A 26,182-nucleotide genomic window follows, 5' to 3' on the forward strand; every position below is an offset into this window, starting at 1 on the left:
TATGCGATGACAGCTTGTTTACATTCGGTAATACCGAATAATCGAACAGATTTCTAGCTTGGTTCAATCCGTGCGATTGGATGTCAATATGATATAATCGGAATACAATTAGAGAACTAACGGAGTGGTTAACTTGTATAAATATTTCTTGCCGAATGAATATGTTAAAGATGTTTTTCAGATTTCACCTGAGGCGTTAAAAGAAAAAGGTATTAAAGGAATTATTACGGATTTGGACAATACATTAGTGGAATGGGATCGTCCGGAAGCGACGCCTGAAATCATCGAGTGGGTACGAATGATACAGGAAGCTGGGCTTTCGCTAACGATACTATCAAATAATAACCAAAGCCGAGTGGAGTCGTTTTGTAGATCTCTTGGCATTCCATTCATTTGCGATGCCCGCAAACCACTTGTGAAAAATTTTAAAAAGGCGCTTGCGATGAAGGGATTAAAGAAGGAAGAAGTCGTTATGGTAGGCGATCAGTTGATGACGGACATTTTAGGCGGCAATAGGTCCGGTATACATACAATTCTCGTCGTACCTGTCGCAAACTCCGATGGATTCGTGACAAAATTCAATCGAATGATGGAAAGAAGAATCATGGCGAAATTAAAAAAACAAGGAATGATTAAATGGGAGGAATAAGTTTGGAGCGTCTCACTTGCATCGGTTGTGGAATAGAAATTCAAACAGAGGACCCAAAAAAAGAAGGATTTGCACCTCCTGCTTCATTGGAAAAAGAGGAAGTTATTTGCAGACGCTGTTTCCGTCTCCGAAATTACAATGAATTGCAGCCTGTCTCTTTATCGGGTGATGATTTCCTAGCGATATTAAATGGCATTGGGGAAAAAGAGGGACTTATTATTAAAGTCGTCGATATATTTGATTTCAACGGAAGTTGGATTAATGGCTTGCAACGATTTGTTGGAAAAAAAGACATATTACTTATCGGCAATAAGTCCGATGTCCTTCCTAAATCGGTCAACCGAAACCGGCTTATCAATTGGATGAAGGCTGAGTCTGCAAAGCTTGGTCTAAAGCCGGTTGATGTCTTACTTATTTCGGCATTTAAAGGGCATGGGATGGAAGAGGCGTTGACAGCCATTGACCATTATCGAAAAGGGAAAGATGTTTATGTCGTCGGTTGTACGAATGTTGGGAAGTCAACATTCATTAACAGAATCATAAAAAATGCAACTGGCATGGGCGAAGTAATTACGACTTCCCACTTCCCAGGAACGACGCTCGACCTAGTTGAAATTCCGCTCGACGATGGAAAAGCGATTTATGATACACCGGGCATCATTAACGACCATCAAATTGCTCACCATTTGGATGCAAAGGATTTACGAACAATTACACCGAAGAAGGAATTGAAGCCAAAAGTATTCCAATTGAATGCGGAACAAACTTTGTTCATCGGCGGTCTTGCGAGATTCGATTTCCAATCAGGTGACCGTTCATCATTTACAATCCATGTTGCAAATGAAATTCCGATTCATCGAACGAAGCTTGAGAATGCGAACTCGTTATATGCAACGCATCTCGGAAATATGCTCTCTCCTCCAAGTGGTGAGTCCCTCGAAAAGATGCCACCACTTGTTAGGCATGAATTTTCGATCAAAAAGCCGAAAATGGATCTTGTCATTTCGGGACTAGGATGGATAACTATTCAACACCCTGGTGTCGTCGTTGCTGTACATGCTCCACGTGGCGTCGATGTTGTACTTCGTCCATCGCTCATTTAAGGAGGACTGTTTCATGAAAAAATGGTATGCGGTTATTGGTGACCCGATTGCACAATCGATGTCTCCTACGATGCACGATGCGTGGTTCCGGGAAAACGGAATCGAAGCAACTTATATACCGATACATGTCAAAGTAGACCAACTTGAAGAAGCGGTTGCTAGCTTGAAAAGATTAGGTTGCAGCGGGTGGAATGTTACGGTGCCACATAAACATGCGATTATCCCTTTCCTCGATCAAGTGGACGAGGAAGCAAGACGTATGGGCGCCGTTAATACTGTAAAAGTACTTGAAGATGGTTCGCTATTCGGGACGAACACCGACGGTCGCGGTTTTGTACGTTCTTTGCTTGAAATTGGTGGGAACCAAAAGGAAGTTGGGGAACTACTAATTATCGGAGCGGGAGGAGCGGCTGCGGGCATTTCCTTTGCTCTTGAATCGGCAGGTTTCGGTCCAATTACCGTTACAAACCGTACAATAGAGAAGGCGAGGGAAATGTCCGAAAGCTTTATTGAAGGTAACGCTCTCTCATTGGATGATGCGCAGTCTGAAATCGGTAAATTCGGTTTAATCGTTCAAACGACTTCTGTCGGAATGAATTTTGCCCAAAGCGGAATTCCACTCGATCCAACTAGAATCACTGAAGGTGCAATTGTCGCTGACATCATATACAATCCACTTGAAACTGAATTTCTCCGCCACGCCCGGGTAGCTGGCGGTAAAACAATGAATGGGGTCGGGATGTTTGTCCATCAAGGCGCATTGGCTTTTGAACTTTGGACGGGCATCTACCCGGATACGAAAAAAATGATACAAACAATCTCAACTGAACTTGGAGGAAAATAAATGTTATCAGGTAAACAGAAAAGTTATTTAAGAAGTGAAGCGCATCATCTACAGCCTATTTTTCAAATCGGAAAGGGCGGTTTGACAGAACCGATCATTAAGCAGATCGAAGAGGCGCTTGAAGCACGTGAGTTAATTAAAGTGAGTATTCTTCAAAATTGTGAAGAGGATAAAAATGAAATAGCCGCAAGACTTCAAGATGCACGTATTGAGGTCGTTCAAGTAATCGGAAAAATCCTCGTACTTTATAAGGAGTCGAAGGAGAAAAAGCGAATCGTTTTACCGTAAGGAGGAAACCATGAAAAAGGTCGGACTATTGGGCGGCACTTTTAATCCACCGCATATCGGACATCTAATCATGGCGAATGAAGTGAAACATGCATTGCAGTTGGATGAAGTGCGACTCATGCCGGCTTCAATCCCGCCTCATAAAGCGGACCCGTCAGATGCAACTCCGGAGCAGCGGTTAAAAATGGTGGAGCTTGCCGTCACAGGAATACAAGGATTGACTGCATCGTCATTTGAAGTTGACCGTGGCGGTATATCCTATACGTTTAATACGATGAAGGCATTGATAGAACAGGAGCCGGATACTGCCTTTCATTTTATTATCGGTGGCGATATGATCGATATGCTAGACAAATGGCATAAAATCGATGAATTGTTGAAAATTGTGACGTTTGTAGGGGTAGGCAGACCGGGTACTGTAGGTGAAACGCAATATCCGATTAAGATGGTCAACATCCCTGAAATTGATCTGTCTTCAACATTGATCCGTAACCGACTACAAAAGGGCGACACGATTCAATTTCTCGTTCCGGACAGTATCGCGACGTATATCCGGGAGGAGGGGCTTTATGGAATCTGACACATTGATAAAAGAACTTGAAAAAAGATTGCCGAGAAAACGTTTTGATCACGTATTGAGAGTGACGGAAACAGCAAAGCAATTAGCCGTACGTTTCAATGTTCCGGTACATAAAGCGGAACAGGCAGCATTATTTCATGATATCGCAAAATTTATGGAGCCCTCTACGATGCGAAAGCTCATTGAAGAGCATGAAGAGGACAGAAGGCTTCTTGACTTCCACCATGAACTTTGGCATGCGGCTGCTGGTCGCATTATCGCAGAGCAGGAGTTCGGCGTGAAGGATCCGGATATATTGAATGCCATCCGTTTTCATACGACAGGAAGGGCCGGCATGTCTGCACTCGAAAAACTTATTTACATTGCCGATCTCATTGAGCCAGGACGGGATTTTCCGAACATCGAAAATCTTCGAGCCGCTGCAAACTTGCAAATTGATGAGGCGATGAAGGCATGTATTATCCACTCCGTGCACTACTTGATAGATAGGCGTGCGGCTGTTTTTCCAGACTCCATTGATTGCTATAATGAACACGTGCAAAGAATTTGAAACAGTCAACTATGAAAGGAAACGAGAAAATATGTCAACTTTACTTGAAACAGCTTATAAAGCGGTAGACGATAAGAAAGGACAAGATATTGTCGTATTGAATATGGAAGGGGTTTCACTCATCGCCGACCAATTCATCATTTGCCACGCGAACTCGGAGCGACAAGTGCAAGCGATTGCTAGGGAAGTTGCAGATAAAGCTGCAGAAAACGAATTCGAAGTGAAAAGAGTGGAAGGGTTAGAAAACGGTAGATGGGTCCTCGTCGATTTGGGCGATGTCATTGTCCACGTATTCCATAAGGACGAACGGGACTATTATAACTTGGAGAAGTTATGGGGAGACGCTCCATCGCTAAATATGGACAATGGTCAATAAGGAAGCCTATACAAATTTTGCACTCGTCTATGATGAATTGATGACCGATATTCCTTACGATGCTTATGTAGACTTAATCTCCCTTGCAACAAGTGGGATAAAAGGAAAGAAAATTATCGATGTCGGATGTGGAACGGGATTGCTTTCTGTAAAGTTATCGAAATCCGGAGCAATTGTGACCGGAATCGACCTTTCTAAGGATATGCTCAATATCGCGGAAAAGCGTGCAAATGATTTATCTTTGGAAATTGGTTTTCATGAGTTGCCTATGCAGGAAATAGAAGGGGAAGAACAATTTGACGCTGCTGTCATTGCGATCGATTCGCTTAACTATTTGCCTGACAAGGAAAACGTTCTTACTACTTTTAAAGGACTTTATTCGGTCTTGAATAGCGGTGGAGTGCTCATTTTCGATGTGCATTCCACTTTCAAGACCGATGTAATTTTCATGGAAGGTCCTTTTACTTTCGATAACGACCGTATTGCGTATATATGGCATACCGAAGAAGGAGATGAAGAGCATTCCGTTCTTTCAGAACTGAGCTTCTTCGTAAAAGAAGAAAGTGGCCTTTATCGCCGATTCGATGAAAGACATGAACAACGGACATTTCACGTTTTTGAGTACGTCGATTTGTTGCAGGAAGCTGGTTTTACGGTAGAACGCATTTTTGCAGATTGGGAAGATGAGCCTCCATACGAAGAGAGTGAAAGAATATTTTTTCAAGCGAGGAAATGAAGCTTCCAATTTTAGAAATAATCATATATAGTGGGATATGACTCCATATGGATGCCTCGTAGAAAGGGTGGGTAAGCTGTTTCTATCGATCGTGTCCAAAAAATGGCGTATGATCATCACCCCTATCGCAGCAATCGCTGTACTTTCCGTAATTCTGTTCTTTCCCCGAGGACAGGTCGGCAGTCAACAGACAGTCGCAAGCGGACAATCCCCAATTTTAAACGTATTTCAAGAGCAACAAGATGAAGAACAGCCGGTAGAAGTTGTTGAGTCGACTCCTATCGTTATTATGGTCGATATCCAAGGTGCTGTGAAGTATCCAGGTGTCTACTCTCTCATAGAAGGCGATCGTCTAATTGACGCTATTCATGCTGCAGGCGGCTATTTAGCTGATGCGGATACCCGAATGCTAAATCATGCGATGAAACTTCCTGATGAGTTTTTCATTTACGTCCCTAGGGAAGGTGAAGAAGTCGACTATTCCAGTTCATCTGGAATAGTTCTTCTAGAGCCAGGGAGTAAAGCTATAGATGACGGGAAAGTGAATATTAACACTGCGGATGCGCAGCAACTTATGACAATCCCTGGAATCGGACCGTCAAAAGCTGCTGCCATCATTAACTATCGGGAGGAGAATGGTCCATTTGCTTCTCCCAACGCCATAATGGAAGTGTCGGGCATTGGTCAAAAGACGTTTGAGAAGCTTGAGTATTTTATTACGACGAAATAATTAACACAGTTTGGAGGCATACATATGGAGCGGATTACATGGGATCAGTTTTTCATGGCACAATGCCATTTGCTTGCGGTTAGGAGTACATGCACAAGGCTGACGGTTGGAGCAACAATTGTCAGAGATAACAGAATCATTGCGGGAGGATACAACGGATCCATTTCAGGTGGAGATCATTGTGTTGATCACGGATGCTATGTTGTCGACAACCATTGTGTGCGGACAATCCATGCAGAGATGAACGCATTGCTCCAATGTGCGAAATACGGAAGCCCTGTTGAAGGATCTTCTTTATATGTAACTCATTTCCCTTGTTTGCAATGCTCGAAAGCAATTATTCAATCCGGAATAAAGACCGTTAATTATGCATCGGATTATAAGAACGACGAATACGCCATCGAGCTTTTCAAGCAATCCGGAGTCGAAATTAGGCATATTCCTTTTGATGCAAGGAAAGTCGATTTCACAAAGGAAGGAAAACTGCAGCTCATACATGACTTGCTAGTGGAAATGGAGTCATTAGGCGCGCCGACAGAAGAACTCGTTCCATTCAAAAGAAGGGTGGATGACTTATTCGGCAAATGATCGGTGAAGTCCGCATTATATATATTTGTATACCGGTTGCCGTATCTGCTTTTGCTGCATACGGGCCGGCTCATGTTTTATTCCTCAACGTATTGCTCATCCCCATTTTTCTCCGTAGAAATGAAGCCATTACCCCTATACTCGCTTTGGCTTCAGCGATATTCTCTTATTTTTTCATTTCATTGCATGTACCTGAACTGCAAGAAGACGGACCGCAAACCACGCTTACCTTAACGTGGACTGATCAAGTCAAAATCGATGGCGGTAAATTAAAAGGTTTTGCGAAGACGGACAGTGGCGACATCGTCTATGCCTTGCTTACATTTGTAAACGAAACAGAGAAAAGTCGTTTTAAAAACTTGCACGTTCCTTCATATCGTTTCACTTTGAAAGGTTCCTTTCAAGAATTGCCGACCGAGGCACATGACTACTCATTTAGCATGGAGCGTTTTTTGAAGATGAATGGCGCGGTAGGCATGTTTGAATCTAATACAATTGTAAGCTATGAAACTAATTCAGCATTAAAATCAATTTTATCTCGACATAGATGGAAGGTGAAGCATCATATAGAAGAAACCTTCCCAAAATCGCTCGTAGCGGAAGCACAAGCTCTACTCATCGGTGATCGGAGCGGTATGGATGAACAAGTTTCTGCATCATATAGAACGTTAGGAATTACCCACTTGTTTGCTATATCTGGTCTTCATGTCGGGTTGCTAACGTTTCTGTTTCGAAGTCTTCTCATCAGAATGTCGATTAGGATAGAAACGATTGACAGTCTATTAATAACTGTTTTGCCGTTATACGCAGTAATGGCAGGTGGAGCGCCATCCGTTTGGCGAGCCGTCTTCGTAACAATTCTCATTCTTCTAACCGCGACCGGTCAATTTAGAATGAAAATGGATGATGCGCTTGCTATGAGCGCAGCTTTCTTTATTCTTTTACAGCCATTCGTCGTATTCCAACCTGGATTTCAACTTTCCTATTTGGCGGCATTTTCGTTAATCTATTCGACAAGGATCCTTTCTCGTACAACATCTGCAGTTAATGTTTCCTTTTTAGTAACTGCCATTACTCAATTATCGTTGTATCCTGTTCTTTTATATCACTTTTATGAGCTGTCGTTGTCTTCGTTTATTGTGAATTTATTTTATGTCCCGCTCTATTCGTTTGTCATTTTACCGATGAATATCGTTCTGCTAGTATTGACTTACGTAATGGCCCCGATTTCCGACGTTGTTTTTTTATTTTATGTACCAGTTAGAAGCTTAATAGAAGGATGGACACAATATTTAGCTTCCTTACCGTATCAAGTGTGGGTCCCGGGTCGACCTGGGACGGTTACATCGACGTTCGCTATTGGCGGAACACTATTGTTCCTCTTAGCCGTAGAAAGGGGAATAAAACCGTTTCGGGCTATCCCATTCGTATTGATCCCGATGATTCTTATTCAGACAGCTCCCTATGCAAATTCAGAGCTGAAGGTTACATTTCTTAATGTCGGACAAGGTGACGCAATCGTTATCGAACTTCCGCATCGTCGAGGAGTTTATGTCATTGATACTGGAGGAACTGTGAATTTCGGTGAACCTAATTGGCGGACGCCTGAAAAAGCATTTGAAGTAGGTAGAAATATCGTTGTCCCGTTTTTGAAAGGGAAAGGCATTACGAAAATTGATAAATTGATTTTAACCCATGCTGACAGCGATCATATGGAAGGTGCGGACGAAGTGCTTGAGGACATTAGGGTCGATGAAATCCATATTTCACCGGGTAGTGAAAAGGAGAAAACAATGAAAGATGTATTACGGATTGCTGCACAAAAAGGAATACCGGTTTTTGCGATGACCGAAGGGGGTACATGGTCGGACAAATACGCTGATTTTTTTTATTTAGCTCCTTCTGCAGGGGCATACAAAGGAAATGACAGCTCCCTTGTCCTTTTCATGACAACTGCAGGTCCTTCATTCCTATTTACCGGTGATTTAGAAATTGACGGGGAGAGGAGACTTATTAAAAAATACAATAACTTAGATTGGGGGAGATTAATTTTGAAAGCTGGTCATCACGGCAGTCGTACGTCCAGCTCGGATGAATTCATACGAGCTTTGCAACCAGAGTTAACGATTTTCTCATACGGAAAAGATAATCGGTATGGACATCCGCATGAGGACGTGTTACAGACGTTCGAAAAGTACCGACTTTCAACGATGTCTACAGCAGAAGATGGCTCGATTACGATTTCTGTGAAAAGTGACGGAAGCTATAAAGTTTTATCGAGGAAAAATGAAAAGGCGGTCTTGGCCATTCCAATTGTGGAATGAACAAGCCGCCTTTTCAGAAGTACTATTAGTGCGCGACGACGTCTATGATTGTAGCAATAACGAAAATTGCAGAAAAAGCAACGAAAGCTACAATGAAACCGATACCAGAGTCGATAAAATCATTGCGTTTAGACTGTACGTCATGTTCGAACTCATTCATTGCTACACCTCCTAATTCCTATATAGTATAGATGATAACTGAAAATAAATCCATATCAAACAATTTTTCTGTGCCAGGTTTATGACAATCGACACAAATTGTTCATAGATTTGTGTCGATAATGTATAATTGAACGAGGTGAGTGACTGGAGGGATTCAAATGGTCAACGCGATATGGAAAAACATTAATAACGGGAAAATTGAACCAGTTTACTTGTTAACGGGCGTTGAACAGTATTTAATCGACGAGACAGTTAAAAGGGTAATGAAAGCGATGCCGGACATTGATGAAAATTCGGTCCTTCGGTTTGATTTGGAAGAAACGCCAATAGAAGCTGTTCTTGAAGAGGCGGATACACTTCCTTTTTTGGAAGAAAGGAAATTAATAATCGCCAACAATGCTTCTTTTCTGAAGGCGTCTGATAAAGCGAAAGAGAAAGTCGTACATAATATCGCATTATTGGAATCGTGGCTCAGCAATCCATCTCCTACAGCGACTGTCTTGTTAATAGCCCCGTATGAAAAACTCGACGGGCGAAAAAAAATCGTGAAGGTGATGCAAAAACAAGCGGTTGTCGTGGAAGCGGTGCCGCTCACCGGCCGTGATTTAACAACATGGGTTCAAAACGAAGTAGGGACGAATGGCATCAAAATTAGTCCGGAAATTGCACAAGTCCTCGTTGAAATGGCTGGCGATAGCCTTCTAACATTATCGAATGAAATTGCTAAAATTAGTATGTATATGAATGGTAATGGAGAAGTAACGAGGGAAGTCATTGAAGCGCTCGTTCCTCGTTTGCCTGAAATGGACGTTTTCCGCTTGACGGATGCATATATGACCGGCAATGTGAAAAGGACGATAGCAATCTATCATGATTTGTTACGAAATGGTGAAGAGCCAATTATGCTGACTTCATTAATTGCAGGGCAGATCAGGCTCATGATTCACGTAACATCTTTACTGAAAAAAGGGTATCAACAGCAGCAAATCGCAAAAACATTAAATGTTCATCCATACCGTGTGAAACTTATAATGGACAATCGAAGCATACCGAAAATGGAGAGATTGCTCCTTATTTTGCAAAAGCTAGCTCAAATTGACCATCAACTGAAGTCGACGGGTGGTAAAAGGGAGAGAGTTCTTGAAATCTTCTTTATGGAGCCGCTAAGAGTGTAAATAGAAAAGGCTGTCCACTTTGTCGAATCAATCGACATAAGTGACAGCCTTTTTTACTTATAGAGCTTTTTTCGTAAGACGCGCTTTTTGACGAGCAGCTGTGTTTCTGTGGATAAGACCTTTACGAGCAGCTGTGTCTAATTTTTTGACTGCGTCTTTCAAAAGTTCAGAAGCGTTCTCTTCTTTATTGACGAGCGCAGTATCTGCTTTACGAATAGCAGTACGCATTGCTGCTTTGTACATTGAGTTTTGCTCATTCGCAGCGGCGCTTTGTTTAACGCGCTTAATTGCACCTTTGATGTTTGGCATTCCATTCACCTCCAATTTCAGGTAAGGCAAGAGTGTTTCCATAATAGCTTTAGGATATCTCTTTACAACATTAACATTTTAGCAAAAAGCTAGCTCTAGCGCAATAAAAATATGCAAAGAATATTTCCTTGACACAACGTACACACTGCATGTTGAGGTGATGACATTGGATAAATATGATTTTTACCGTACGGATCTGCTCGTAGAAAACGAAGAAATGGTTCGCCATCGGACAGAAAAGGAAAAACAGAAATTAAAGCAATCTGAAGGTATACAATTTGATGAGCAACGAAAAGGCAGAGTAATTTTGACATCTGTCAAAATTAATGCTGAAGGGGAAGAAAGAATCGGTAAGAAAAAAGGTGCTTACTTGACGTTGACGAATCCTACGTTAACACATACCGACCGTGAAGGTCTCCAAGAGATGGGTATGATGCTCAAAACGAAATTGACTGAACTGACTGCGGGGATAACGAATTTAGAAACAGGGAAAATTCTTTTTGTTGGATTAGGAAACCGAGAAGTAACGCCTGATGCTGTCGGGCCATTGACGATGGATCGTCTGAAGGAAATCGTGCCGTTATACTATTCGGATGACGGCAGTGAGATATTCGTTTATGCACCCGGCGTGACAATCCAAACTGGGCTCGAAACAGCCGATTTTGTCAAAGCGTTAGTGAACGAAATTAAACCCGAACTTTTGATTGTTATTGATGCCCTTGCAGCGAGGGATAGCTCAAGATTATGTAAGACGATCCAACTGACAGATACAGGTATACATCCTGGTTCAGGCGTTGGAAATAGCCGAAAAGAATTATCGAAGGAAACATTAGGCATCCCAGTCATCGCAATTGGTATTCCAACTGTTGTGGACGGACCGGTATTAATAGCGGATGCCATCAATACACTATTTAGTTATATCGCCTCTAAAATCGAAGAAGAAAGCCATCCATCATCCCGATTATCCGTTTCGCCGTGGCTGCACCAGCCGAACAAAGAAGCGGACAGGTCAAAATTAATACCGATATTTGGCGATTGGACTTCTTGGCCACACGAAGAGAGGGTGCAATTATTCGAAGAGGTATTATCGAATCATGATTTAAATACATTTATTTCACCAAAAGAGATTGACTCTTGGGCTGCCCTTTATGCGGAAATATTAACTGACACGATAAGCGAATGGATTGAAGATATAAAACCAAGTCATTGACCCTTCCTTCAACGCATATAGTTGAAGACGGGGGGATGTCGCATGAAGAAAAATTTGCAAATATGGACTGTAATCGTATTCGTTCTTTTCCTTTTCCCGGTACTCATTCAATTTATACCGGAACAATCCAAACTATCAAATTCCAAAATTATTAAGGAAAACGCATTAATTGTGTACGCCTCGAACATCGTTGAAGAAGAAAGAATAGAACCCGAATCCGAGCACGAAGTTATTGAGGAAATTGAAACGACGGCCGGGAAAGTATTGCTATATTTCACTCATTCTCATGAAGCTTACGAGCCGATGACGAAAGCTGCTGACGGGAAAATCGCAGTATCCCATCAGCATCAGACGGAAAACATTATGAAAATGGGAGAGAAGCTCAAAAGTTTACTTCAGATGAACGGTATAGAGACCGAGACGTTAGAAATCGATAATATGAAAGAGCTCGCGAAAAAGAATTTGCCATACAGTAAGGCGTATGACACAATACGCCCTTTTGTGAAAAAGCAAATATCCAACACGAACTACGATTTAATTATCGATATGCACAGGGATGCTGTAGGTCCTGAAAAGACAACAATTGTCCATGAAGGTGAAAGGTATGCAAAGGTGGCATTTGTCGTCGGAATGGATCATCCCGGGTACAAAAGAAACGAAGCGATGTCGAAACAGTTGAAGGCTGAAATGGAGAAAAGGATACCGGGCATCACGAGAGATGTCATTTCTAAAGGCGGGGCCGGAGTGGATGGGAAATATAATCAAGACCTCCATCCTAATATTATCCTCGTTGAATTAGGTGGCATTGGCAATACGGAGGATGAATTAAACAGGACAATTGCAGTCATTGCGCAATCCGTTAGCGAAATGTTGAATAGTGTAATTGAAATGGAAGAAAAATGAATGAGAAACAAGCTTCATGGACAAAATGCCATGGAGCTTGTTTATTTATGGAACTTGTTTATTTTAGGAATATTTATGTCCAAAATTCATCAAATTGCAAAATGAATTGACATGATAATCTGTAAGAACATATGATGAAAAGGCAATAAATCGACATCTAAGGAGAGATTGGATTTGGACGTAATGAAAAAGTCATTAGACATGCACGAAAAGCACAGAGGGAAGATGGAAGTCTCCTCCAAGGTCCCCTTGGATTCGATAGAAGACCTGAGTTTGGCATATTCTCCAGGGGTGGCGGCGCCATGTATCGAAATCGAGAAGACAGCTTCCGATGTATACAAGTACACCGCTAAAGGGAATACGGTCGCAGTCGTCACGGATGGGACAGCCGTGCTCGGACTAGGGGATATCGGGCCTGAGGCGGCTCTTCCTGTCATGGAGGGGAAAGCATTGCTACTGAAACGGTTTGTAAATGTAGATGCTGTTCCTATATGCCTAGACACGAAAAGCGTAGATGAGATTGTACAGGTAGTGAAAGCGATAGCGCCAACGTTTGGCGCAGTAAACCTTGAGGATATTTCAGCGCCTCGTTGTTTTGAAATTGAAGCACGCTTGCGGGAAGAATGTAAGATTCCTGTATTCCACGACGACCAACATGGGACAGCGATTGTGGTCGGAGCAGGTTTGACCAACGCACTCAAAATAGTCGGGAAAGAAAAAGAGAAAGTTAAAGTAGTCGTTAACGGTGCTGGTGCAGCGGGCATTGCGATTGTTCGACTTTTGTCGGACATGGGTTATGAGAACATTATCATGTGCGATTCAACAGGTATCATTCATCGTGGGCGCACGAAAGGAATGAATCCCGTTAAAGAGATAGTCGCAGAAACGACGAACCCTCAAAATATAAGCGGTGGACTCGAAGATGCATTGCAAGGTGCTGATGTGTTCATCGGTGTATCTGTTGCAAACTTGCTTAACGAAAATCATATTAAATCGATGAGTGAAGATCCAATTGTATTTGCGCTTGCTAATCCAAATCCTGAAATTACGTATGAAAACGCGAAAGCTTGGGGTGTGAAGGTGATCGGAACGGGTCGTTCAGATTATCCGAACCAAGTGAACAATATGCTAGCGTTCCCTGGGATCTTTAAAGGAGCTCTTGATGTAAGAGCGAAGGATATTAATGAGGAAATGAAGCGTGCAGCGGTCGATGCGATTGCATCGCTTGTTACTGAAGAGAAATTGAACGAAGACTTCGTTATCCCGTATTCGATGGACGAGCGTGTTGCGAAGGTTGTTGCAAATGCAGTAGCAGAAGCAGCGGTGAAATCGGGGGTTTCCTCTCTTGAAGCGACGAGAGAGCATTCCGAATAAGACCTTTTAAGCCGATTCGTATATAATAGAGTGTACGGCAACGAAAAAGGGGCTGTCCGCAAAGTCAGTACTAACTGACTTTGTGTGGCAACCTCTTTTTAATGTATTAACATATTTAATTGGCCGGAATAAGAAAATGTAACATGTTTATCAGTTATTTGCTATAATGCAAATAGCTTATATAGGAGTGAACTGACAGATGAATCATGATGAGAGATTGGCACGTCAAAAAAATATTAGAAACTTCTCGATCATTGCCCATATCGATCACGGGAAATCGACGTTGGCCGATCGAATTTTGGAAAAAACAGAAACAGTAAGTTCGCGCGAGATGAAATCACAGACATTGGATTCAATGGATTTAGAACGCGAACGCGGAATTACAATTAAATTAAATGCAGTGCAATTATCGTACACTGCGAAAAATGGTGAGGAGTATACGTTCCACTTGATCGATACTCCAGGGCACGTCGACTTTACGTACGAAGTGTCACGAAGCCTTGCTGCATGTGAAGGTGCGCTGCTTGTTGTTGACGCAGCACAAGGAATCGAAGCTCAGACGTTGGCTAACGTATATTTGGCGTTGGACAATGACCTTGAAATTTTGCCGGTCATTAATAAGATTGACTTGCCGGCAGCAGATCCGGATAAAGTGAAAAAGGAAGTTGAAGATGTTATCGGCTTGGATGCTTCTGAAGCAGTCCATGCATCTGCGAAAGCTGGAATTGGCATCGAAGAGATCCTTGAGCAAATTGTCGAGAAGGTGCCCGCACCTACAGGAGATCCAGAAGCGCCGTTGAAAGCGTTAATATTCGACTCGCACTATGATCAATATAAAGGTGTTATCGTCAATATTCGTATTGTCGAAGGGACTGTAAAGCCTGGCGATAAAATCCGAATGATGGCAACTGGTAAAGAGTTTGAAGTCATTGAGACGGGAGTATTTACACCGAATATTTCCTTACGTGATGAATTATCGGTTGGGGATGTAGGCTTCCTATCTGCTGCAATTAAAAATGTTGGAGATACACGTGTCGGGGATACAGTTACGAACGCGATTAATCCGGCTGATGAACCGCTACCAGGTTACCGTCGATTGAACCCAATGGTATTCTGTGGTCTATACCCGATTGACTCGTCGAAATATGTCGATTTGCGTGAAGCACTAGAAAAGCTAGAGCTGAATGACTCAGCTTTGGAATATGAAGCAGAGACATCACAAGCACTCGGCTTCGGATATCGTTGTGGATTTCTCGGGTTGCTCCACATGGAAATTATCCAGGAGCGGATTGAAAGAGAATTTAAAATTGATTTGATTACAACAGCACCAAGTGTTATTTACAATGTCGTCACGACGGATGGCAAAGAATTAAAAGTCGATAACCCATCCATGATGCCTGATGCACAGAAGATTGATCACGTTGAAGAGCCGTATGTAAAAGCATCAATTATGGTACCGAACGACTACGTAGGTTCTGTTATGGAATTATGCCAGCAAAAACGCGGCAACTTCATTACGATGGACTACTTAGACGCTTCACGTGTCAACATTATATACGAATTGCCTCTTGCTGAAATCGTCTATGACTTTTTCGACCAACTGAAATCAGGGACGAAAGGATACGCGTCATTCGATTATGAGCTGATCGGATATAAAACATCCAAACTTGTCAAAATGGACATCTTATTGAACGGTGAACAAGTCGACGCTCTTAGCTTCATCGTCCACCGTGACTTTAGCTATGAGCGGGGCAAAGCGATTGTTGAAAAGCTGAAAAACCTTATCCCACGTCAACAATTCGAAGTTCCTGTCCAAGCCGCAATCGGTCAAAAGATCGTTGCTCGTTCGACAATTAAATCGATCGGTAAGAACGTTCTTGCCAAATGTTACGGTGGAGACATCTCCCGTAAACGGAAATTGCTTGAGAAGCAAAAAGAAGGAAAGAAGCGGATGAAGCAAGTCGGATCCGTCGAAGTCCCTCAAGAAGCATTCATGGCTGTATTGAAAATGGATGAAGACTAATACAAAAGCGGAGGGTGGCGGTTAACTGCGACAGGCATAAGGTAACTCTGCGAAACGGCGCTCTTTGCCGTGTAGCAGAGCTGCCTTATGACCCGAGCAGTTGCCACCCGGAGCCTAGACGATACAAAAGCGAAGGGCGCCTGCCTAGAGGCGACGGGCATAAGGCGAAGATGCGGCGTGGCGGTTTTTGCCACAGAGCAACTTTGACTTATGACCCTAGCCTCTGGCGCCCGGAGTCTAGACGTAAAAAAAGGAGTCCGCTCTGGGCTCCTTTTTGCACGGCTGACAAGAAAGGAGATAGAACAAAATGCGAGGTATGTATATTCATATTCCTTTCTGCCACCAAATTTGCCATTACTGCGATTTCAATAAGGTATTCTTTAAAAATCAACCAGTTGACGAGTATATCGAATCGATCGGCCAAGAACTTTCCATCATGGCGAGTGAAGGTCATTCATTCAACGAATTAGAAACGATCTTTCTTGGCGGAGGAACACCGACATCATTATCAGAAAGACAATTGGACCGATTACTTGAAATCATCCATGAACATGTTACTATCGGTACGTTACGGGAGTTTTCAACGGAAGCAAATCCGGATGAGTTAACTCGCGGAAAGCTATCCGTATTGAAAAATGGTGGTGTAAGTCGGTTAAGTATTGGTGTCCAGTCCTTTGATGAGCAACTATTGAAGAGGATTGGGAGGACGCATGGCGCTGACACACCACAAAAAGTTATTCACGATGCACGTCAAGTCGGCTTTGAAAACATAAGCATTGACCTCATCTATGGATTGCCAGAGCAATCGATCCGACAATGGGAAGATACGCTCGATAAAGCGCTCTCCTTAGAACTACCCCATTATTCGGGATACTCGCTAATCGTCGAGCCTAAAACTGTCTTTTACAACTTGATGAATAAAGGGAGACTACCATTGCCTGGAGAGGATGCAGAGGCTGAGATGTTTTCCATGTTAATAGATCGGATGAATAAAGCAGGAAGATTGCAATATGAAATAAGTAATTTTGCACTACCTGGAAATGAATCGATTCATAATCTCATCTACTGGGATAATGATGAGTACGCAGGGATCGGTGCAGGTGCTCATGGATATGTAAAAGGACGTAGATATGCGAATTTCGGTCCCCTCAGAAAATATATGGAATCGATGGAAGACGGATCTCGCCCAGTCATGGAAGAGCATGAGGTAACCGACATCGAAGCAATGGAAGAAGAAATGTTTTTAGGGCTCCGGAAATTGGGAGGAGTATCGAATCAGTCATTCAAGTTAAAATTCGGTAGATCCTTAACGGAAGTGTATAACGATGTTCTTGTAGAGTTGTCAGGCCAAGGACTTATTTCCGAATCCGAGGGTAGTATTAAATTAACACGAAAAGGCATTTTTAGAGGGAATGAAGTATTCCAGCGTTTTCTCAAATGATCACGAGTTAATTAATTGACACCTACAATTCGATTTGTTAAATTATGAGTAGTATTAGCACTCAACCTTAAAGAGTGCTAACAGGAGTGATGATTATGTTGACAAACAGACAATTGCTTATTTTGCAACTGACGGTTAACGATTTCATCGAATCCGCCCAACCTGTCGGATCAAGGCAGTTATCTAAAAAACCGGAAGCTCCATTCAGTCCCGCAACTATTCGGAATGATATGGCCGATTTGGAAGAATTGGGTTATCTTGAAAAAACCCATACTTCATCAGGCAGGGTTCCTTCCGAAAAAGGGTATCGTTTCTATGTCGATCATTTATTGACTCCCGAAAAGCTGACATTGGCGGACAGCATGCAATTACGTTCCATTTTTCAGGATCGGGTCATGGAAACAGAGGAACTGATACGGAATTCCGCAAAAATCATATCCGAACTAACGAACTACACGTCTATACTTTTAGGACCCGACATGTCTATGCATTCAGTGAAACGGTTTTCTATCGTTCCGTTGGATGATTCGAAAGCAGTCGCCATCATCGTGACCGATAATGGACATGTGGAGAATAGGGTGTTTGACGTGCCAGAAGGCATGCATGCTTCGGATATTGAAAAGATGGTCAATATACTAAATGACAGGCTTGTCGGGACGCCTTTGAGCTTCTTACAGAACAAGCTTGCCCTAGAAACGAAAACAATTTTTGAACAGCACGTCCAACATGCAGGAGGACTGTTCGCATCATTTCAAAGGGCTATGACAATTAAACCTGAAGAGCGTCTGTATTTCGGTGGCAAAATGAATATGATGAAACAGCCGGAATTCAACGACCTACAGAAAATGAAAATGTTTTTCGAGTTGATGGAAAATGATGCCCCTGCGATGACGTTTTTCCAAGATGACTCAAAGGGTATCCATGTCCGAATTGGTTCGGAAAACAAACATAACGCGATGGAAGATTGTAGTGTGATTACTGCCAACTATTCTGCCGGTGAGAATATAGCTGGTTCGATAGCGATTATTGGACCGAAACGAATGGACTACGGCAGGGTCATTACGATGCTTGACATCCTAAGTGATAACTTATCGCAAGCATTATTGAAAATGACCATCGGATTGGATAGGAGGAACGACAAGTGACGGATAAAAAAGAAACAGTTGAAAAAGAAGATGTGCAACAGGAAACCGCAAACGAAGAACTAGAATCCGCAGCGACTGAAGACGTTGCATCCGAACAACAGGAAGCTGTTGAAAAGGGCGATGTGGAAGAAGCTGAAGAACTTGATGAAAAAGACCGGAGAATCAGCGAGTTGGAGTCTAAACTACAAGATGAGGAAAACAAATTACTGCGTGTCTTAGCGGATTTTGAAAACTCCAAAAGAAGGAATGCGCTTGATCAGGAAGCACTTGTTAAGTACAAGGCGCAAAGCTTGTTGACAGCGGTATTACCTGTATTGGACAATTTCGAACGTGCACTTGCTGTCGAAGTGAAAGCGGAAGAAGCTCAATCGATTATGACTGGAATGGATATGATTTATCGTAATCTATTCGACGCTCTCAAAGGGGAAGGCCTCGTTGAAATTGAAGCGTTGGACAAGGAATTTGACCCGAAATTCCACCAAGCCGTCATGACGGGGAATGATTCTGAGAAGTCATCAGGCATCATCCTTGAGGAGCTTCAAAAAGGGTATATGTTGAAAGATCGCGTACTTCGTCCATCCATGGTCAAAGTGAACGAATGAGTGTAAAGATAGTAAAGTTGCATTAAATCTAGGAGGAAATCAAATGAGCAAAATTATTGGTATCGACTTGGGTACAACTAACTCAGTAGTGGCAGTATATGAAGGCGGAGAGGCGAAAGTTATTCCAAACCCGGAAGGTAACCGTACATCGCCATCTGTTGTCGCATTCAAAAACGGTGAGCGCCAAGTCGGGGAAGTGGCAAAGCGCCAATCTATTACAAATCCAAACACGATCATGTCTGTGAAAAGACATATGGGATCCGATTATAAAGTGAAAGCTGAAGACAAGGAGTACACTCCACAAGAAGTATCTGCAATGATCCTTCAATATATGAAAGGTTATGCGGAAGAATACTTAGGTGAAAAAGTATCAAAAGCAGTCATTACCGTTCCTGCATACTTCAACGATGCTCAGCGTCAAGCGACGAAAGATGCTGGTACGATTGCAGGGCTTGAAGTAGAAAGAATTATTAACGAGCCAACTGCAGCAGCTCTTGCTTACGGCCTTGATAAGGCAGATGAAGATGAAACAATTCTCGTCTATGACCTTGGCGGCGGTACGTTCGACGTTTCAATCCTTGAGCTCGGCGATGGCGTATTCCAAGTACGTGCAACAGCAGGTGACAATAAGTTGGGCGGAGACGACTTCGACGATGTAATTATTGATTACTTAGTACAAGAATTCCGTAAAGAGAATGCAATCGATCTTTCGCAAGATAAAATGGCAATGCAACGTCTAAAAGATGCAGCTGAAAAAGCGAAGAAAGACCTTTCAGGTGTAACATCAACTCAAATTTCATTACCATTCATCACTGCAGGAGAAGCAGGTCCATTACACCTTGAAATTTCATTAACTCGTGCTAAGTTCGATGAATTGACAGCACATTTAGTAGAACGTTCCATGGTACCAACGCGTCAGGCGATGCAAGATGCAGACTTGTCTCCTTCTGAAATCGACCGTGTCATCCTTGTTGGAGGATCTACGCGTATTCCTGCGGTACAGGAAGCGATTAAGAAAGAAACGGGTAAAGAGCCGTTCAAAGGTGTTAACCCTGACGAAGTTGTCGCTATGGGTGCAGCTGTTCAAGGATCGATCCTTCGCGGAGACGTGAAAGATGTCGTTTTACTTGACGTGACACCACTTTCCCTAGGAATCGAGACGATGGGTGGCGTATTCACGAAATTGATTGAAAGAAATACGACTATCCCAACGAGCAAGTCCCAAGTATTCTCGACGGCTGCAGATAACCAGCCTGCCGTTGATATCCATGTATTGCAAGGTGAGCGCCCAATGGCTGCTGACAATAAGACACTCGGCCGTTTCCAATTGACGGATATTCCACCTGCTCCACGTGGTATCCCGCAAATCGAAGTGACATTCGATATCGATAAAAACGGTATTGTTACTGTAAAAGCGAAAGATCTTGGAACGCAAAAAGAGCAAAATATTACAATCCAATCAAGCTCTGGTCTTTCCGACGATGAAATCGAGCGCATGGTGAAAGATGCTGAAGCGAATGCTGAAGCAGATAAACAACGTAAAGAAGAAGCAGACTTGAAAAATGACGCAGACCAACTCGTCTTCATGGCTGAAAAAACATTGAAAGACCTTGAGGGCAAAGTGTCTGAAGAAGAAGTAAAACAAGTCGAAGATGCTAAAGAAGAACTGAAGACAGCATTGGAAGCTGGAAACTTAGATGAATTACGCACGAAAAAAGAAGCATTAGAAGAGCTTGTCCAACAATTGTCGGTTAAATTATATGAGCAAGCAGCTGCGGAAGCTCAAGCGCAAGGCGGTTCGGCTGAAGCGGGTGGTCAACCGAAAGATGATGGTGTTGTCGATGCTGACTTTGAAGAAGTAGACGATAACAAGAAAAACTAATTGAACAATCGTTGACGGAAAAGTCAAAGTCCGATATTCCGGCTTTGACTTTTTCTTTTGGTAAGCAATCGAAATTAGGCTGACAGGAGTTTTGTCTCTTTTTTCTGTGCGTGTTACAATGAGTCGTAACTCGAACGGGACCAATTTAAAGCTAGGATTTCGGTTCGTGAAATGCGAATGTTAAAGATTCATGGGAGAGTGGAATAATGAGCAAGCGTGATTATTACGAAGTACTCGGCGTGCCGAAAACGGCGAGCAAAGAGGAAATAAGGAAAGCCTATCGAAAATTATCAAAAATGTATCACCCTGATTTAAATAAAGAAGCGGGTGCTGAAGAGAAATTTAAAGAAGTGACTGAAGCGTTTGAAACATTGAGCGATGAGAGCAAACGTGCGAATTATGACCAATTCGGCCATGCTGGTCCTAACCAAGGCTTTGGTGGATTTGGCGGTGGTTCTGCAGATGGATTCGGTTTCGAAGATATTTTCAGTACGTTTTTCGGGGGCGGTACGAGACGACGAGACCCGAATGCACCTCGGAAAGGTGATGACCTTCAGTATTCCATGACGATTGATTTCATGGAGGCGGTTTTCGGGAAAGAGACTGAAATTGAAGTACCAAGAGAAGAGTCATGTGATACGTGCAGCGGAACTGGGGCAAAAAAAGGTACACAGGTCAATACATGTTCACATTGTGGCGGATCAGGACAAATTTCAGTCACTCAAAACACTCCACTCGGTCAAATGGTGAATCGCAGAACATGCCCGCATTGTCAAGGGACTGGGAAAATCATACCTGAAAAATGTGGAACTTGCTATGGTGCGGGCCGTGTGGCGAAACGGAAGAAAATTAAAGTGACAATCCCTGCGGGGGTGGACGACGGTCAACAATTGCGCGTATCTGGTCAAGGGGAAGCAGGCATAAATGGCGGTCCTTCCGGCGACTTGTACATCGTCTTCAGAGTAAGGGAGCATGAGCGCTTTATCCGTGAAGGAGACGACATTTATTTGGAATTGCCTCTCACATTTCCGCAATTGGCACTTGGTGACGAGATCGAAGTGCCGACAGTGACGGGGAACGTCAAATTGAAAATCCCAGCAGGAACGCAAACAGGAACAAATTTCCGACTTCGTGGAAAAGGCGTCAAAAATGTTCATGGACACGGCACGGGTGATCAACACGTCATCATTAAAGCGGTCACGCCTAAGAAAATGACGGAAAAACAAAAAGAGCTCCTCCGTGAATTTGCTTCAATTGAAGGCGATTCTCCGGATGAGTATTCAAGCTCACTTTTTGATAAGATCAAAAGAACGATAAAAGGCGACTGAAAGGGATGAACGTAGTGAAATGGTCTGAAATCTCCATCCATACGTCACATGAGGCGACTGAAGCCGTTGCTAACATTTTACATGAAGCGGGAGCGAGCGGAGTCATCATAGAAGACTCCGAGGAGCCAGATCGCATTCATGAAGATCGTTACGGTGAAATTTATGAGCTTAAGAAAGAAGATTTCCCTGCAGAAGGGGTCATCGTAAAAGCATACTTGCCAGTTAACAGCTTTTTAATTGAAACGGTTAAGGAAATTAGCGAATCTGTCAATGAATTAGCTGAGTACGGCTTAGACGTTGGGCTTAATCAAGTCCGTACGAACGAAGTGGATGAAGAAGATTGGGCGACAGCGTGGAAGAAGTATTACCATCCTGTAAAAATCTCGGGCCGATTCACGATCGTTCCTACGTGGGAAACATATGAGCCGGTAGACTCTGACGAACTAATAATTGAACTCGACCCAGGGATGGCTTTCGGAACAGGGACTCACCCGACGACGGTTATGTGCCTACAAGCGTTGGAGAAGTATGTGAAGAAAGGCGATACAGTCATTGACGTCGGGACTGGTTCGGGCGTGTTGTCAATCGGGGCAGCCCTTCTCGGCGCTTCTAAAGTACACGCACTTGATTTGGATGAAGTGGCAGTGCGAGCTGCAAAAGAGAATATTAGCTTGAATAAGGTCGACAATGTTATTGAAGTGACACATGGAAACTTACTGGATTCTGTTAAAGAGCCGGCCTCCATTATTGTTGCCAATATATTAGCTGAAGTAATTATGACGTTTTCAGAAGATGCGTACTCCATTCTCCCAGAAGACGGCTTATTCATCGTGTCTGGAATCATCGCTCAAAAAAGAGACCTTGTAAAGGATGATCTCCAAAGCAAAGGCTTTGAAATTATTGAATCGGTCTTAATGGAAGAGTGGGTCGCGATCATCGCTTCCAAAAGGAGTGTGTAACTTTGCAACGTTATTTCCTTGAAACGCCATTCGATGAGGCCGGAAAAGCCTCCATTTCCGGTGATGATGCTAAGCATATCGCCAAGGTAATGAGAATGGAAGCCGGCAACCGCATCATCACTGTAGACGATGGCGAAGCATATATCTCTGAAATCGAAAACATACTTCCTGAAGAAGTTATTGTTAGCAAGATCGACGGTCTCTTGCCTTCGAATGAAATGCCAGTAAGAGTGACAATTGCGTGCGGCTTACCTAAAGGTGATAAACTCGAACTAATTGTCCAAAAAGGGACGGAGCTAGGAATGCATAAAATCATTCCTTTCGAAGCAGAACGGTCCATCGTCAAATGGGATACGAAAAAAGGGCATAAAAAAGTAGATAGACTTAAAAAGATTGCGAAGGAAGCTGCGGAGCAATGTCATCGCACGTTAGTTCCTGAAGTATCGGCACCAATGTCATTTAAGCAATTTCTAAAGGAATCTAAAGACTATGATATTCGTTTATTTGCCGATGAAGAAGACGCGAAAGGCGCTGATCCGAACAGGATTGCAGACCGGCTGAAAAACGTGTATCATAAACAATCGGTACTGGTCGTTTTCGGTCCAGAAGGCGGTCTGTCAAGAAAGGAAGCCGAAGAAATGCGCGCTGCGGATTTTTTATCGGTTTCATTAGGTCCGCGTATATTGAGGACGGAAACTGCACCACTTTATGTATTGTCCGCCATGTCATATGAATTTGAATGAAAGAGGTGAGCAGCTAGTGTCTTCTGTTGCTTTTCATACATTAGGCTGCAAAGTGAATCATTATGAAACGGAAGCGATCTGGCAGCTTTTCAAAGATGCTGGATATGAACGCTCCGATTACGAGAAAAACGCAGATGTTTACGTTATTAATACATGCACGGTAACAAATACCGGCGATAAGAAAAGTCGCCAAGTCATCCGACGAGCAATCCGACGAAATCCGGATGCAGTCATCTGTGTCACAGGTTGTTACGCACAAACTTCTCCGGCTGAAATTATGGCAATTCCGGGAGTTGATATTGTTGTCGGAACACAGGACCGTACGAAATTGCTCAGTCTGATAGACGATTTCAAGTCGGAACGCCAACCGATAAATGCTGTCCGGAATATTATGAAGAACCGGGTTTATGAAGAACTCGATGTACCTGCTTTCACAGATCGTACGAGGGCTTCTTTGAAAATTCAGGAAGGCTGCAATAACTTTTGTACATTTTGTATCATCCCATGGGCTCGCGGACTTATGCGTTCTAGAGACCCTGAAGAAGTCATTCGACAAGCTCAACAATTAGTCGATGCAGGTTATTTAGAAATCGTCCTCACAGGGATTCACACTGGCGGATATGGCGAAGACTTGAAAGATTACAATCTTGCTCGCTTGCTTCGTGACATTGAATCTGAGGTGAAGGGACTAAAAAGACTCCGGATCAGCTCCATTGAAGCGAGCCAGTTGACTGATGAAGTAATTGAAGTGCTGCGCCAGTCAACGAAGATTGTAAGGCATCTGCATATTCCAATCCAATCGGGATCGGATACAGTGTTGAAACGGATGCGACGGAAATATACGATGGAATTTTTTGCGGAACGTCTTGATCGACTACGTGAAGCATTGCCACATCTTGCCATCACGTCCGATGTCATCGTTGGGTTCCCTGGTGAGACGGAAGAAGAATTTATGGAGACGTATAATTTCGTTAGAGACCACCGTTTTTCCGAGATGCACGTTTTCCCTTATTCGAAACGTACGGGAACTCCTGCTGCTCGGATGGAAGATCAAATTAACGAAGAAGTTAAAAATGAGCGCGTTCATCGCCTAATTCAGTTGAACGACCAATTGGCGAAACAATATGCAAGCGAATTTGAAGACGAAGTGCTTGAAGTGATTCCGGAAGAGAAATACAAGCTTGACCCAGAAAGTGGTTTGTATGAAGGGTACACGGACAACTATTTGAAAGTCGTCTTCCCGGCGGATGAATCGATGGTCGGCAAAATTGTTAAAGTCAAAATTACGAAAGCTGGCTATCCTTATAATGAAGGGCAATTTGTCCGTGTCGTAGAAGCAGAAGAAACATTTGCATAAACAAAGTAGAAAACGGTTCATCCATTACTGGGTGGACTGTTTTTTGATGCGAAGAAATTTTATATTTGCTATGATGAGAGAGGTACGTTCGACCAGAGGAGGAATTAATTTGAATCAACAATACGCAGCATATATCGATCATACATTACTAAAAGCAGATGCAACAAAAGAGGAGATTATTCAGCTATGCGAAGAAGCGAAAACATATTCTTTCGCATCGGTATGCGTTAACCCAGCTTGGGTTAAAACAGCGGCAGAAATATTGACTAATTCAACTGTAAAAGTTTGTACGGTTATCGGGTTTCCGTTAGGTGCTTCAACAAGCACGGTGAAAGCGTTTGAAACGAAGAATGCGATCGAAAACGGAGCCGAGGAAATTGACATGGTTATTAATATCGGAGCTTTGAAGAGCGGCGATGACGAAGTAGTTAAAAAAGATATTGAAGCAGTCGTCGATTCAGCAAAAGGTAAGGCAATCGTCAAAGTAATTATTGAAACTTCATTGCTGAACGATCAAGAGAAGAGGAAAGCTTGTGAACTAACACGAGCTGCAGGTGCAGATTTCGTTAAAACATCAACAGGTTTCTCTACTGGCGGCGCTACTGTTGAAGATGTCAAACTAATGCGTGGCGTTGTTGGTCCGGAAATGGGCGTGAAGGCATCTGGAGGAGTTCGTAGCTTCGACGATATGAAACAGATGATTGAGGCGGGAGCAACAAGGATTGGGGCAAGTTCAGGAGTACAGATCATGCAAGGGCTCCAAAGTAATTCCGAATATTGATACACAACTTCCGTGGGCAA

27 protein-coding genes are annotated in these 26,182 nt (G+C 43.0%); 25 read left to right on the forward strand and 2 right to left on the reverse strand.

Annotated elements, in window-relative coordinates:
• Positions 1–133: 133 nt before the first annotated feature.
• The 11 genes from QM454_RS12400 to QM454_RS12450 all read left to right on the forward strand — a co-directional run bounded on the left by QM454_RS12400 (position 134) and on the right by QM454_RS12450 (position 8,768).
• The gene (locus tag QM454_RS12400) at positions 134–649 is read left to right on the forward strand and encodes a YqeG family HAD IIIA-type phosphatase (RefSeq protein ID WP_432358486.1); all 516 of its coding nucleotides are present in this window, start codon (positions 134–136) and stop codon (positions 647–649) included.
• On the forward strand, positions 637–1,752 hold the full coding sequence (gene yqeH / locus QM454_RS12405) for a ribosome biogenesis GTPase YqeH (protein ID WP_432358488.1): 1,116 nt from the start codon (positions 637–639) through the stop codon (positions 1,750–1,752). The genes QM454_RS12400 and yqeH overlap by 13 nt, the downstream gene beginning before the upstream one ends.
• A 13-nt stretch (positions 1,753–1,765) precedes the next feature.
• A complete protein-coding gene (gene aroE / locus QM454_RS12410; RefSeq protein WP_432358490.1) occupies positions 1,766–2,596 on the forward strand; it encodes a shikimate dehydrogenase in 831 nt (276 codons plus the stop codon).
• Positions 2,597–2,884: a ribosome assembly RNA-binding protein YhbY gene (yhbY, locus tag QM454_RS12415; protein ID WP_432358491.1), complete on the forward strand. Its 288-nt coding sequence runs from the start codon at positions 2,597–2,599 to the stop codon at positions 2,882–2,884.
• A gap of 10 nt (positions 2,885–2,894) precedes the next feature.
• A complete protein-coding gene (locus tag QM454_RS12420; protein ID WP_432358493.1) occupies positions 2,895–3,464 on the forward strand; it encodes a nicotinate-nucleotide adenylyltransferase in 570 nt (189 codons plus the stop codon).
• Positions 3,454–4,014, forward strand: coding sequence for a bis(5'-nucleosyl)-tetraphosphatase (symmetrical) YqeK (gene yqeK / locus QM454_RS12425; protein ID WP_432358495.1), 561 nt, complete (start codon positions 3,454–3,456; stop codon positions 4,012–4,014). The genes QM454_RS12420 and yqeK overlap by 11 nt, the downstream gene beginning before the upstream one ends.
• A gap of 31 nt (positions 4,015–4,045) precedes the next feature.
• Positions 4,046–4,390 (forward strand): ribosome silencing factor, encoded by a 345-nt coding sequence (rsfS, locus tag QM454_RS12430; RefSeq protein WP_432358497.1) that lies wholly within the window; start codon positions 4,046–4,048, stop codon positions 4,388–4,390.
• Positions 4,380–5,126, forward strand: coding sequence for a class I SAM-dependent DNA methyltransferase (locus tag QM454_RS12435; RefSeq protein ID WP_432358498.1), 747 nt, complete (start codon positions 4,380–4,382; stop codon positions 5,124–5,126). Before rsfS ends, QM454_RS12435 begins: the two co-directional genes overlap by 11 nt.
• Positions 5,127–5,193: 67 nt before the next feature.
• The gene (locus tag QM454_RS12440; protein WP_432358500.1) at positions 5,194–5,856 is read left to right on the forward strand and encodes a helix-hairpin-helix domain-containing protein; all 663 of its coding nucleotides are present in this window, start codon (positions 5,194–5,196) and stop codon (positions 5,854–5,856) included.
• Between the two features lie 24 nt (positions 5,857–5,880).
• Complete coding sequence (locus QM454_RS12445) at positions 5,881–6,444, forward strand: ComE operon protein 2 (protein ID WP_432358502.1); 564 nt, start codon at positions 5,881–5,883, stop codon at positions 6,442–6,444.
• On the forward strand, positions 6,441–8,768 hold the full coding sequence (locus tag QM454_RS12450; RefSeq protein ID WP_432358504.1) for a DNA internalization-related competence protein ComEC/Rec2: 2,328 nt from the start codon (positions 6,441–6,443) through the stop codon (positions 8,766–8,768). Before QM454_RS12445 ends, QM454_RS12450 begins: the two co-directional genes overlap by 4 nt.
• 25 nt (positions 8,769–8,793) lie before the next feature.
• Here the strand turns inward: QM454_RS12450 and QM454_RS12455 are convergent, their stop codons facing one another.
• Positions 8,794–8,928 carry a YqzM family protein gene (locus QM454_RS12455; protein WP_432358505.1) on the reverse strand — a complete coding sequence of 45 codons (135 nt, stop codon included), beginning with the start codon at positions 8,926–8,928 and terminating at the stop codon, positions 8,794–8,796.
• Positions 8,929–9,088: 160 nt separating this feature from the next.
• Between QM454_RS12455 and holA the strand changes: the two genes are divergently transcribed.
• On the forward strand, positions 9,089–10,105 hold the full coding sequence (gene holA, locus QM454_RS12460; RefSeq protein WP_432358507.1) for a DNA polymerase III subunit delta: 1,017 nt from the start codon (positions 9,089–9,091) through the stop codon (positions 10,103–10,105).
• Between the two features lie 57 nt (positions 10,106–10,162).
• Here the strand turns inward: holA and rpsT are convergent, their stop codons facing one another.
• Positions 10,163–10,414 (reverse strand): 30S ribosomal protein S20, encoded by a 252-nt coding sequence (rpsT, locus tag QM454_RS12465; protein ID WP_432358509.1) that lies wholly within the window; start codon positions 10,412–10,414, stop codon positions 10,163–10,165.
• Between the two features lie 166 nt (positions 10,415–10,580).
• Here rpsT and gpr point away from each other — a divergent pair, with 166 nt between their 5' ends.
• The 13 genes from gpr to deoC all read left to right on the forward strand — a co-directional run bounded on the left by gpr (position 10,581) and on the right by deoC (position 26,162).
• Entirely contained in the window at positions 10,581–11,624 is a 1,044-nt protein-coding gene (gpr, locus tag QM454_RS12470) for a GPR endopeptidase (RefSeq protein ID WP_432358511.1), read from the forward strand.
• Between the two features lie 42 nt (positions 11,625–11,666).
• Positions 11,667–12,527 carry a stage II sporulation protein P gene (gene spoIIP / locus QM454_RS12475; protein ID WP_432358513.1) on the forward strand — a complete coding sequence of 287 codons (861 nt, stop codon included), beginning with the start codon at positions 11,667–11,669 and terminating at the stop codon, positions 12,525–12,527.
• A gap of 174 nt (positions 12,528–12,701) precedes the next feature.
• On the forward strand, positions 12,702–13,901 hold the full coding sequence (locus QM454_RS12480) for an NAD(P)-dependent malic enzyme (protein ID WP_432358515.1): 1,200 nt from the start codon (positions 12,702–12,704) through the stop codon (positions 13,899–13,901).
• 199 nt (positions 13,902–14,100) lie between these two features.
• On the forward strand, positions 14,101–15,924 hold the full coding sequence (lepA, locus tag QM454_RS12485; RefSeq protein WP_432358517.1) for a translation elongation factor 4: 1,824 nt from the start codon (positions 14,101–14,103) through the stop codon (positions 15,922–15,924).
• A 307-nt stretch (positions 15,925–16,231) separates the two neighbouring features.
• The gene (gene hemW, locus QM454_RS12490; RefSeq protein ID WP_432358519.1) at positions 16,232–17,365 is read left to right on the forward strand and encodes a radical SAM family heme chaperone HemW; all 1,134 of its coding nucleotides are present in this window, start codon (positions 16,232–16,234) and stop codon (positions 17,363–17,365) included.
• A 95-nt stretch (positions 17,366–17,460) separates the two neighbouring features.
• The gene (gene hrcA, locus QM454_RS12495) at positions 17,461–18,510 is read left to right on the forward strand and encodes a heat-inducible transcriptional repressor HrcA (RefSeq protein WP_432358521.1); all 1,050 of its coding nucleotides are present in this window, start codon (positions 17,461–17,463) and stop codon (positions 18,508–18,510) included.
• Positions 18,507–19,112: a nucleotide exchange factor GrpE gene (gene grpE / locus QM454_RS12500; protein ID WP_432358523.1), complete on the forward strand. Its 606-nt coding sequence runs from the start codon at positions 18,507–18,509 to the stop codon at positions 19,110–19,112. Before hrcA ends, grpE begins: the two co-directional genes overlap by 4 nt.
• 43 nt (positions 19,113–19,155) lie before the next feature.
• Positions 19,156–20,994, forward strand: coding sequence for a molecular chaperone DnaK (gene dnaK / locus QM454_RS12505; RefSeq protein ID WP_432358525.1), 1,839 nt, complete (start codon positions 19,156–19,158; stop codon positions 20,992–20,994).
• A 206-nt stretch (positions 20,995–21,200) separates the two neighbouring features.
• On the forward strand, positions 21,201–22,322 hold the full coding sequence (gene dnaJ, locus QM454_RS12510; protein WP_432358527.1) for a molecular chaperone DnaJ: 1,122 nt from the start codon (positions 21,201–21,203) through the stop codon (positions 22,320–22,322).
• A 14-nt stretch (positions 22,323–22,336) separates the two neighbouring features.
• Positions 22,337–23,281, forward strand: a complete 945-nt coding sequence (gene prmA, locus QM454_RS12515; RefSeq protein WP_432363991.1) for a 50S ribosomal protein L11 methyltransferase — start codon at positions 22,337–22,339, stop codon at positions 23,279–23,281.
• A gap of 2 nt (positions 23,282–23,283) precedes the next feature.
• Positions 23,284–24,024, forward strand: a complete 741-nt coding sequence (locus tag QM454_RS12520; protein ID WP_432358529.1) for a 16S rRNA (uracil(1498)-N(3))-methyltransferase — start codon at positions 23,284–23,286, stop codon at positions 24,022–24,024.
• A gap of 16 nt (positions 24,025–24,040) precedes the next feature.
• Positions 24,041–25,381 (forward strand): tRNA (N(6)-L-threonylcarbamoyladenosine(37)-C(2))-methylthiotransferase MtaB, encoded by a 1,341-nt coding sequence (gene mtaB / locus QM454_RS12525; RefSeq protein WP_432358531.1) that lies wholly within the window; start codon positions 24,041–24,043, stop codon positions 25,379–25,381.
• 73 nt (positions 25,382–25,454) lie between these two features.
• Positions 25,455–26,162 carry a deoxyribose-phosphate aldolase gene (deoC, locus tag QM454_RS12530; RefSeq protein ID WP_432363993.1) on the forward strand — a complete coding sequence of 236 codons (708 nt, stop codon included), beginning with the start codon at positions 25,455–25,457 and terminating at the stop codon, positions 26,160–26,162.
• Positions 26,163–26,182: the final 20 nt, after the last annotated feature.

The sequence above is a fragment of the Sporosarcina sp. UB5 genome (assembly GCF_050859005.1).
In the GTDB taxonomy this organism is placed as follows: Bacteria; Bacillota; Bacilli; order Bacillales_A; family Planococcaceae; genus Sporosarcina.